This is a genomic window from Pseudonocardia sp. D17 (assembly GCF_036984265.1).
In the GTDB taxonomy this organism is placed as follows: domain Bacteria; phylum Actinomycetota; class Actinomycetes; order Mycobacteriales; family Pseudonocardiaceae; genus Pseudonocardia; species Pseudonocardia benzenivorans.
Map to the genome: position 1 here is coordinate 297,565 of NZ_BPRG01000234.1, position 10,040 is coordinate 307,604.

General features: G+C 73.5%; 9 protein-coding genes. 4 read left to right on the top strand and 5 right to left on the bottom strand.

Going from position 1 to position 10,040, the window contains the following annotated elements:
* Window positions 1-16 precede the first annotated feature (16 nt).
* Entirely contained in the window at window positions 17-523 is a 507-nt protein-coding gene (gene ilvN / locus PSD17_RS33090; RefSeq protein WP_013673986.1) for an acetolactate synthase small subunit, read from the bottom strand.
* The gene (locus PSD17_RS33095) at window positions 523-2,481 is read right to left on the bottom strand and encodes an acetolactate synthase large subunit (protein WP_103383101.1); all 1,959 of its coding nucleotides are present in this window, start codon (window positions 2,479-2,481) and stop codon (window positions 523-525) included. The genes ilvN and PSD17_RS33095 overlap by 1 nt, the downstream gene beginning before the upstream one ends.
* Window positions 2,482-2,720: 239 nt before the next feature.
* On the opposite strand from PSD17_RS33095, the gene PSD17_RS33100 reads away from it, so the two are divergent.
* The 3 genes from PSD17_RS33100 to PSD17_RS33110 all read left to right on the top strand — a co-directional run bounded on the left by PSD17_RS33100 (window position 2,721) and on the right by PSD17_RS33110 (window position 5,812).
* Window positions 2,721-3,182 carry a PH domain-containing protein gene (locus PSD17_RS33100; protein ID WP_049803347.1) on the top strand — a complete coding sequence of 154 codons (462 nt, stop codon included), beginning with the start codon at window positions 2,721-2,723 and terminating at the stop codon, window positions 3,180-3,182.
* 5 nt (window positions 3,183-3,187) lie between these two features.
* Entirely contained in the window at window positions 3,188-5,029 is a 1,842-nt protein-coding gene (gene ilvD / locus PSD17_RS33105) for a dihydroxy-acid dehydratase (RefSeq protein ID WP_339126139.1), read from the top strand.
* A 132-nt stretch (window positions 5,030-5,161) separates the two neighbouring features.
* On the top strand, window positions 5,162-5,812 hold the full coding sequence (locus PSD17_RS33110; RefSeq protein ID WP_013673982.1) for a dihydrofolate reductase family protein: 651 nt from the start codon (window positions 5,162-5,164) through the stop codon (window positions 5,810-5,812).
* Window positions 5,813-5,866: 54 nt separating this feature from the next.
* Here the strand turns inward: PSD17_RS33110 and PSD17_RS33115 are convergent, their stop codons facing one another.
* The 3 genes from PSD17_RS33115 to PSD17_RS33125 are packed head-to-tail and all read right to left on the bottom strand — an operon-like array spanning window position 5,867 to window position 8,243.
* Window positions 5,867-6,673, bottom strand: coding sequence for a phosphotransferase (locus PSD17_RS33115; RefSeq protein ID WP_013673981.1), 807 nt, complete (start codon window positions 6,671-6,673; stop codon window positions 5,867-5,869).
* Window positions 6,670-7,266 (bottom strand): DoxX family protein, encoded by a 597-nt coding sequence (locus PSD17_RS33120; RefSeq protein ID WP_013673980.1) that lies wholly within the window; start codon window positions 7,264-7,266, stop codon window positions 6,670-6,672. The genes PSD17_RS33115 and PSD17_RS33120 overlap by 4 nt, the downstream gene beginning before the upstream one ends.
* A 53-nt stretch (window positions 7,267-7,319) precedes the next feature.
* The gene (locus tag PSD17_RS33125) at window positions 7,320-8,243 is read right to left on the bottom strand and encodes a 2-hydroxyacid dehydrogenase (protein ID WP_103383099.1); all 924 of its coding nucleotides are present in this window, start codon (window positions 8,241-8,243) and stop codon (window positions 7,320-7,322) included.
* 84 nt (window positions 8,244-8,327) lie between these two features.
* Between PSD17_RS33125 and PSD17_RS33130 the strand changes: the two genes are divergently transcribed.
* On the top strand, window positions 8,328-9,476 hold the full coding sequence (locus PSD17_RS33130) for a PQQ-dependent sugar dehydrogenase (protein ID WP_339126140.1): 1,149 nt from the start codon (window positions 8,328-8,330) through the stop codon (window positions 9,474-9,476).
* Window positions 9,477-10,040 lie beyond the last annotated feature (564 nt).

A 10,040-nucleotide genomic window follows, 5' to 3' on the forward strand; every position in this document is an offset into this window, starting at 1 on the left:
GTTCGGGGGCAAGTCTCTAACGCATCGCCGCGGCGGTGATGGACCGGGGCCCCCGACCCACCGCGACCATCCCGGACTTGACCATCTCGCGGATGCCGTAGGGCTCCAGGATCCGCAGCAGCGCCCCGAGCTTGTCGACGGTGCCGGTGGCCTCGATCGTCAGCGCCTCGGGCGCGACGTCGACGACCTTGGCCCGGAACAGCTCGGCGGCCTCGAGCACCTGGCTGCGGATCGCGGCGTCGGCACGCACCTTGACCAGGAGCAGCTCCCGCTGCACCGACGCCGCCGGGTCGAGCTCGACGATCTTGATGACGTTGACCAGCTTGTTGAGCTGCTTGGTCACCTGCTCCAGCGGCAGGTCCTCGACGGCGACGACGATCGTCATCCGCGAGACGCCCTCCTGCTCGGTCGGGCCGACCGCCAGGGAGATGATGTTGAAGCCGCGCCGGGAGAACAGGCCCGAGACGCGGGCGAGGACACCGGGCTTGTCCTCGACGAGGACCGACAGCGTGTGGGTCTGCATCACTTCGCGTCCTCGTCGTTCCCGTGCGCGCCGTGCTCCAGCGCGCGTTCCACCACGGCGTCGATCTCGACGACGTCCGCGGCCAGCTCGTCGCCCTCGAAGAGCGGCCGGATGCCGCGGGCGGCCATGACCTCGTTGTTCGACGTGCCGGCCGCGACCATCGGCCAGACCTGCGCGTCGGCGCCGACGGTGAAGTCGATCACGACGGGCCGGTCGTCGATCTCCATGGCCTGCCTGATGACGCGGTCGACCTCGTCCTTGGACTCGGCACGCAGCCCGACGCAGCCCATCGCCTCGGCGAGCAGCTTGAAGTCGGGGATGCGGTGCTTGTGGGTGCCGAGGTCGGTGTTGGAGTACCGCTCCGAGTAGAAGAGGTTCTGCCACTGCCGGACCATGCCCAGGTTGCCGTTGTTGATCACGGCGACCTTGATCGGGATGCCCTCGATCGCGCAGGTGGCGAGCTCCTGGTTGGTCATCTGGAAGCAGCCGTCACCGTCGATGCACCAGACGACGTCGTCGGGGCGGGCCATCTTGGCGCCCATGGCCGCCGGCACCGCGAAGCCCATCGTCCCGAGGCCGCCCGAGTTCAGCCACGAGCGCGGCTTCTCGTACTTGATGAACTGCGCGGCCCACATCTGGTGCTGGCCGACGCCCGCCGCGTACACGGCGTCGGGGCCGGCGATCGCGCCGATCCGCTCGATGACGTACTGCGGCGACAGCGAGCCGTCGTCGGGCCAGTCGTACCCCAGCGGGAACGTCGTGCGCAGGTCGTCGAGCCGGGTCCACCAGGCACCGAGGTCGACGACGTCGACCTCGCGCTCGGCGCGGACGGCCTCGATCAGCTCGACGATGACCTCCTTGCAGTCGCCGACGATCGGCACATCGGCGCGGCGGTTCTTGGAGATCTCGGCCGGGTCGATGTCGGCGTGCACCACCGCGGCGTGCGGCGCGAACGTCTCCAGCTGGCCGGTGACGCGGTCGTCGAAACGCGAGCCGAGCGCGACCAGCAGGTCGGCCTCCTGCAGGGCCGCGACGGCCGCGACCGTGCCGTGCATGCCGGGCATCCCCACGTGCTGCGGATGGCTGTCGGGGAACGCCCCGCGGGCCATCAGCGTCGTCACGACCGGGATGTTCGTCAGCTCGGCCAGCTCCAGGAGCTCCTCGGAGGCGTCGGCCTTGAGCACGCCGCCGCCGACGTAGAGCACCGGCCGCTCGGCGGCGGCCATGAGCTTGGCCGCCTCGCGGATCTGCTTGCCGTGCGGCCGGGTCGTCGGCCGGTAGCCGGGCAGGCGCAGCTCCGGGGGCCACGAGAACGTCGTCTGCTCCTGCAGGACGTCCTTGGGGATGTCCACCAGCACCGGGCCGGGTCGGCCCGTCGACGCGAGGTGGAAGGCCTCGGCGATCGCGCGCGGGATCTCCGTCGCGTCGGTCACCAGCATGTTGTGCTTGGTCACCGGCATGGTGATGCCGGTGATGTCGGCCTCCTGGAAGGCATCCGTGCCGATCAGCGGACGGGTCTGCTGACCGGTGATGGCCACGACCGGGATCGAGTCCATGTAGGCGTCGGCGATCGGGGTGACGAGGTTGGTCGCGCCGGGACCCGACGTGGCCATGCAGACCCCGACCTTGCCGGTGGCCTGCGCGTACCCGGTCGCCGCGTGGCCGCCGCCCTGCTCGTGGCGGACCAGGACGTGCCGCACCCGGGTCGAGTCGAGCAGCGGGTCGTAGGCGGGCAGGATCGTGCCGCCCGGGATGCCGAAGACGACCTCGCAGCCGATCTCCTCCAGCGAGCGCACGAGCGACTGCGCGCCCGTCATCGGCTCGGGGCCGATCTGCGGTCCGGGGACGACGTCGGGACGCGCCGACACGGCCTCGGGCCGGGCCGGGGAACCGGGCCGCCCGGGCGGCGGTGCCGGTTTCGGGCCGGCTGCGCCTGGGCGGGGGGTGGCGGTGGTCATCGGTCAGCCTCGCTGCGTCGTGGGCATGGAGTCAGGTCAGGGCATGAAAAAACCCTCGCCGCCGTAGGCGGAACGAGGGTGGCGCGTCGTCGTCCGAGTACTCGATCAGAACTCAGGCGAGAACGCGCCTGCGAATTACGAGAAGGTCGGTGACGAACATGCGTCCGACGCTAGCACGCATCGGTTCCGGATGGTCAACCGGCCGCCGCCATCACCCGGCGGGGTGCGACGATGTGCCGGTGAGCACCACCGAACAGCGTCCGGACCAGGAGACCCACCCCGTGAGCGGACCGGCCGCGCAGGACCCCGCACCGCCGCCGCGGGCCGTGTTCCGGCCCACCCGGCTGTCCTACCTGTTCGTCGTCGCGCTGGCGGTGGTCGCGGTCCCGTTCGCGTTCGGCGCCCCCTGGTTCTGGCTCTTCTACCTCGTGCCGCTCGCGATCGCGTGGTGGATCGCGCGGACACGCACCGTCGTCGACAGCGAGGCGGTGGCCGTCCGCCGGGCCTTCGGTGGCCGCCGCGTACCGTGGGCGGAGATCAGCTCGCTGCGTCTGCAACCCGCCACCCGGTCCCGGGGTGCCCGGGTCAGCGCCGTGCTGACCGGCGGCGGGGAGCTCCTGCTGCCCGCCGTGACCGTTCGCGACCTGTCCCAGCTCGCCGCCGCCAGCGGCGGCCGGCTGCCCGATCCGGCTGGAGAGTGAGCCCGATGCCGGCCCTGCGTTCCCGTGTCACCACCCATGGCCGCAACGCCGCCGGTGCGCGTTCCCTGTGGCGCGCCACCGGGATGACCGACGACGACTTCGGCAAGCCGATCGTCGCCATCGCCAACAGCTACACCCAGTTCGTGCCGGGCCACGTGCACCTCAAGGATCTCGGCGACCTCGTCGCCGAGGCGGTCCGCGAGGCCGGCGGCGTCCCCCGCGAGTTCCACACGATCGCCGTCGACGACGGCATCGCGATGGGCCACGGCGGCATGCTCTACTCGCTGCCCAGCCGCGAGGTCATCTCCGACGCCGTCGAGTACATGGTCAACGGCCACGCCGCCGACGCGCTCGTCTGCATCTCCAACTGCGACAAGATCACCCCGGGCATGCTCAACGCCGCGATGCGGCTGAACATCCCCACGGTGTTCGTCTCGGGCGGGCCGATGGAGGCCGGCAAGGCCGTGGTCGTGGGCGGCGTCGCGCAGGCGCCCACCGACCTCATCACCGCGATCTCCGCGTCGGCCTCCACCGAGGTCGACGACGACGGCCTCGACGTCGTCGAGCGCTCCGCGTGCCCGACGTGCGGGTCGTGCTCGGGCATGTTCACCGCCAACTCGATGAACTGCCTCACCGAGGCGCTGGGGCTCGCCCTGCCGGGCAACGGCTCCACCCTCGCCACCCACGCCGCCCGCCGCGAGCTGTTCCTGGAGGCCGGGCGGACCGTCGTGGAACTGGCGACGCGCTGGTACCGCGACGACGACGCGTCGGTTCTGCCCCGCAGCATCGCGACCCGCGACGCGTTCGAGAACGCCATGGCGCTCGACGTCGCAATGGGCGGTTCCACCAACACCGTGCTGCACATCCTCGCGGCGGCGCAGGAGGGCGAGATCGACTTCACCCTCGCCGACATCGACGCCATCTCCCGGCGGGTCCCCTGTCTCGCCAAGGTCTCGCCGAACTCCAGCTACCACATGGAGGACGTGCACCGGGCGGGCGGCATCCCGGCGATCCTGGGCGAGCTGCGCCGGGCCGGCCTGCTCCACGAGGACGTCCACACCGTGCACTCCCCGTCGCTGCAGGCCTGGCTCGACGAGTGGGACGTCCGCGGCGCGGCGCCGTCGGAGCGGGCCGTGGAGCTGTTCCACGCCGCGCCGGGCGGGGTCCGCACCACCGAGGCGTTCTCCACGCAGAACCGCTGGTCCTCGCTCGACACCGACGCCGCGGGCGGCTGCATCCGCGACCGCGAGCACGCCTACACCGCCGACGGCGGCCTGGCCGTGCTGCGCGGCAACCTCGCCGAGAAGGGCGCGGTCATCAAGACCGCCGGCATCCCCGAGGACATCTGGCGCTTCGAGGGCCCGGCGCGGGTCGTCGAGAGCCAGGAGGAGGCCGTCTCGGTCATCCTCACCAAGGAGATCCAGCCCGGCGACGTCCTCGTCGTCCGCTACGAGGGTCCCGCGGGCGGGCCGGGGATGCAGGAGATGCTGCACCCCACCGCGTTCCTCAAGGGCGCGGGCCTCGGCGCGAAGTGCGCCCTGATCACCGACGGCCGGTTCTCCGGGGGATCCAGCGGAATCTCGGTCGGGCACGTCTCCCCCGAGGCCGCCGCGGGCGGGACGATCGGGCTGGTCGAGAACGGCGACCGCATCCTGATCGACGTGCGCTCCCGCACCGTCGAACTGCTCGTCGACGACGAGGTGCTGGCCGCCCGCCGCGCGAAGATGGAGGCCTCCGAGCGGCCGTGGCAGCCCGCCGACCGGCAGCGTCCGGTCACGCAGGCGCTGCGGGCCTATGCCGCCCTGGCCACCTCGGCCGACACGGGCGCCGTGCGTTCGGTGCGCTGAACCCCTGCTGTGAGTGGCGATGGTCGTCGGGGCGACCTGCTATGACGACCATTGCCACTCACGACCCCTGGCGATGAGTTCCGCGGTCCGGGTCGGTCCACCCGTCGACCCTCGGCGCTCCCAGGAGGCACCATGACGCGCACCCGCGTGCACAACCTGAACATCTCCCTCGACGGCTACGCCGCCGGCGGGACCGTCACCCTCGACGCCCCGATCGGCGGTGCGGAGGCCCTGTTCGGTGGGTTCGACGGGCGGTTCATCCATGGGATCGACGCCGTCGACGCCCCCGTCACGCTGGACCGGGCGCTGACCACGCTGTGGGGCCAGGGCATCGGTGCCGAGATCATGGGCCGCGCCAAGTTCGGCCCGCCCGCGGGCGACCGGCCCGACGGGTGGCGCGGCTGGTGGGGCGAGGAGCCCCCCTTCCGCACCCCCGTGTTCGTCATGACCCATGAATCGCTCCCGCCGATCGAGTTCGCGAACGGGACGAGCTTCCACTTCGTCGACGGCCCGCCGCACGAGGTGCTGCGCCTGGCCCGGGAGGCCGCGGGCGGTCTCGACGTCCGGCTCGGTGGCGGACCCTCGACCGTCCGTCAGTTCCTGCAGGCGGACCTCGTCGACTTCATGCACCTCGTGACGGTGCCGATCACCCTGGGTCGCGGGGTGTCGCTCTGGGACGGGGTCAGCGGGACCGAGGGGCGCTTCACCGTCGAGTCGGTCGCCTCCCCGAGCGGCCTCGTTCATCAGCTCTGGAACCGCAACGCTCCTGTCCCGGCCGGCTGACCCCGTCCGGCGGCGGTCGTGAGCGGCGATGGTCGCCATGGCGACCGTCGCCGGTCACAGGGCAGCCAGGCCCTGCTCCGCCATCGCCGCCAGTTCGAGGACGCGTTCGGTGCCGAGGTGGTCGGCGGCGAAGCCGAGGTAGGCGACGGCCATCGCCAGGTCGGACCAGGCGTCCTCGGCCGGGTCGCCCGTCGACACGTCGGTGCCCTGGGCGCGCAGGACCGCGAGGTCGAAACCGCGTGGCGCGACGCGGGCGTTGCCCCAGTCGACCAGCCACCCCCCGCCCGCCCCGTCGACGACGATGTTGCCGCGGTGCGGGTCGCCGTGGGTGAGCGTGCGCGGGACGGCGGCGGCCGCCCGGAGCGCGCGGGGATCGTCGGCCCAGGCGCGCAGCCTGTGGCCCACCGGAGCGACGGCACGCTCCACGGCCGGGGCGATCCGCTGCAGGCACAGCTCGCGCCACCACGCGGCGTCGGCGACCGGGACCGTCCGGGGCCGCCTGCCGCGCCAGTGCGCGTGCACCCGCTCGAGCATCGTCAGGACCGCGGCGGGGACGGGCGCGTCGTCGGCGAGCGGCAGGCCGTCGTGGAACGGGACGACCACCCAGCCGGTGCCCGCGGCGAGCAGGACGGGCTCGTCGAGCGTGGGGACGACGGCGACGGCCCGCAGGGCGGCCACCTCGCGCGCCGCCGCCACCTTCACGACGACGGACGTCCCGTCGGACAGATCGACCCGTTCCGCGCCCGCCGACGCGTACCCACCGGTCAGGGCCTGGCGCGACGTGACGGACACCTGGCCGCGGCGCCGCGCCAGCGCGGCGAGCCACACCTCGTCGGGCGGCGCCGTCACAGGGGACGTCACCGGCGCAGCGTCAGCATCACCACGAGGACGATCGCGACGGTCACGATCAGGCACACGACCGCATACGGCATCGGGCGACGCAGCCAGGTGCGGCCGTTGTCGAGCGCGATGCGGCCCGCCCCCGCGAACATCAGCGTGGCTGCCCCCGCCCCCAGCAGGATGTCGACCTCGATCGCGTCGGGAGCCTGCGCGGCGAAGAACTCGATCGCGGGGATCTTCACCAGCAGCGCCACGACCTTGATCGCCAGCAGACCCGCGGCGGCGAGCGGCGTGAACAACCCCAGCACGACGAACGCGCCCGCGGCCATCTCGACGATGCCCAACGCCCACGCGAGGCTGGTCTGCTGGGCGACGAAGCCGTACCCCGCGAGGTTCTCCGCGGTGCGGGTGATGCCCTGGCCACCCCACATCCCGAAGACCTTCTGCGCGCCGTGCGCGAAGAAGAGCCCGCCGACGGCCAGCCGCAGGATGAGCAGGCCGATGTCGGCCGCGCCGTTCGAGGGCACCGGACGGCGCTCGGGCCGGGTCGTCGAGTTGGAGGGCTCGGAGCCGCCGAGGGTCCCGATGTCGAAGGACCGGGTCGGTTCACTCATGCGCGAGAACCTAGTCGGCCCAGGTCACCGCGGGGTCGACCCGCAGCGGCGTGTCAGTAACCGTTCTCGACGAGGTTCGGCGGCCGCTCGCCGCGGACGAACGCCGCGATCTGTTCGACGGCGACCCCGTAGGCCCGGCGCATGGCGCCCGGCACGCTCCCGCCGACGTGGGGGGTGAGCAGCAGCCCGGGTGCCGACCACAGCGGGTGACCCGCGGGCAGCGGCTCCGGGTCGGTGACGTCCACGGCGGCGCGCAGCCGGCCCGACGTCAGCTCCGCGACGAGGGCGTCGGTGTCGGCGACGGGTCCGCGCGCGGCGTTGACCAGCACCGCGCCGTCGGGCATTGCCGCCAGGAACCGGGCGTCGACGAGGCCGCGGGTGTCCTCGGTCAGCGGGACGATGACGACGCACGCGTCGTAGCGCGGCAGCAGGTCGTACACCTCGTCGATGCCGTGCACCCCGTCGCGGGCCCGGCGGCCGACGAGCGTCGTCGACACCCCGAAGGGCTCCAGCCGCCGCACGGTGTGCTCGGCCACATCCCCCGCACCGACGATCAGGACGCGCTTGCCGTCGAGCTCGTCGGTGCGGTGGTAGTCCCAGCGGCCCTCGTCCTGCGCGCGCACGAAGACCGGGAGGTCCCGGTAGACCGCGAGCAGCGCGCCGACGATCCACTCCGCCGTGGCGCCACCGTGCGCGCCCTTGCAGTCCGAGAGCGCGACGCCGTCGGGCAGGTTGCCGACCCAGATCTCCGCGCCCGCGGTGAGCAGCTGGACCAGCCGCAGCTTGGGCATCTGCTCGGCGAGGCGCACGCCGCTGGCCGGCGACAGGAACGGCGGGACGAGGATCTCGGCGGTCGCGGCCTCGGGCGGCAGCGGCTCGTCGGGGTCGTAGTGGACCGGCCGCACGCCGGGCAGCTGCTCCAGGGCCGCGCGGCCCTCCTCGTCACACACCAGCACGTCGATGTCGGGCACGAGCACACGCTAGTCCGTGGCCGCGCGGCGGTCGCCGGTGCGCGAGCACGCTCACGTGGGGATCACCGCGCGCCTCCTAGCCTGGGGACCGTGGCGCGGTGGCGGATCGTCGGGGGAATGCTGGCCGTGTGCCTGTTCCTCGTCGGCGGGTGCGCGTCGTTCCCCGACGACGGGAGCCGCACCTGGCACGACCAGGTCGAGAGCTCCGGAGAGCTCGGCGGGCCGCCCACGCTCGACGAGCCCGAGCCGCCCGCCGACCCCAGCAGCGGGAACGCCCCGCCGCCGACCAGCAGCGCGCCGCAGCAGCCCGCGGGGTGCGAGGACCCGGACCCGCAGGTCGTCGCGACCTGCCTGAGCCCGGTCGGGGCGATCGCGGTGCTGCCCGACGGCTTCTCCGCGCTCGTCGCCGAACGCACCACCGGGCGGGTGCTCAAGGTGCAGCGCGGATCGGCCCCGCAGCTGATCGCGACGGTGCCGGTCGACGCCGCCGCCGGCGGGCTGAGCGGGCTCGTGCTGTCCCCCAGCTACGCCGAGGACGAGCTCGTCTACGCCTACGCGGCCACCGCGGACGACGAGCGCGTGCTGCGGATCGCGCCGGGTGAGGCCCCGAAGCCGGTGCTCACCGGCATCCCGCGCGGGCCCGGTGGGGCGCTGGGCGTCGACGCCGCGACGGGCAGCCTGCTCGTCGCGACCGGCGACCCGGACGGCGCCGCGGGCAACCCGGCCTCGCTCGCGGGGAAGGTGCTGCGCATCGACACGCTCGGCCGGCCGACGGCGGGCAACCCGGCGGGGACGGCCGTCTACGCGTCGGGCCTGAGCAACCCGCAGGGAATGTGCACCGGCACCGACGGCACGACCTGGGTCACCGACCGCGCCGCGGGTCGCGACGTGCTCTTCCGGCTCGGCGCGGGCACGCTCGGCACGCCCGCGTGGAGCTGGCCGAACAGGCCCGGCGTGGCCGGGTGCTCGGTGCTGGGCGGGGCGCTGGCGATCGCGTTGACCGGCACGAAGTCGTTGTTCGTGCTGCGGCCCGGCCAGGACGGCACCTTCACCGGCGACCCGCGGACCCTGCTGCCCGACGCGTACGGCCGGCTCGCCGCCGCAGCCGCCGGCCCCGACGGCCTGCTGTGGCTGGGCACCGTCAACAAGGACGGCGCCGCCGGTGCCCTGCCCAAGCTCAGCGACGACCGCGTCATCCGGATCCAGCCCCCGACGGGCGGCGGCGCGAGCGCGGCCTGACCCGCGGCGGGATGTCGTGCACCGCGTCGTCGGGTGATCGCGGATCGAGGGACAAGAGCGTGCCTCACGACGTCCGTGCCGTCCCGGGGCCCGGGCGAGCCGCGGCGGCCGGCCGGGCGGCTACGTCGACGCGATCCTGCCCAGAGAGCGCACGCCCGCCTGCAGGAACGAGCGGAGCGAGCGAAGGGGCAGGAAGCGGAAACGTCCCGGCGCCGTGGTGGACGGCTCCTGGCCGAGGTCGGTCGCTGATCACTGAGCGGCGACGCGGCTGACCAAGCCGGCCCAACACCGCAGCGGCGTCGGCTCCCGGGAACACCGTCCACCGGCGGGCGAGCTCGGACCGGATGCAACGTCGGGGTGCCCGCCCGGCCGGCGGTGGTCGTCCAGCTCCGTCCCGGGGGTCAGCTCTGGAGCCTCGCGACGATGTCGATATGGGTCCCGGTGTCAGGGTGCGCCGCGGACCGAGACCAGCGTCGTGATCCGCCAACTCGCGTCGGCCCCAGGTCGCACCACGAGGTAGAGGACGTCGAACGCCTGGAGCGTCGCTCCCGCTCGGTCGTGGCG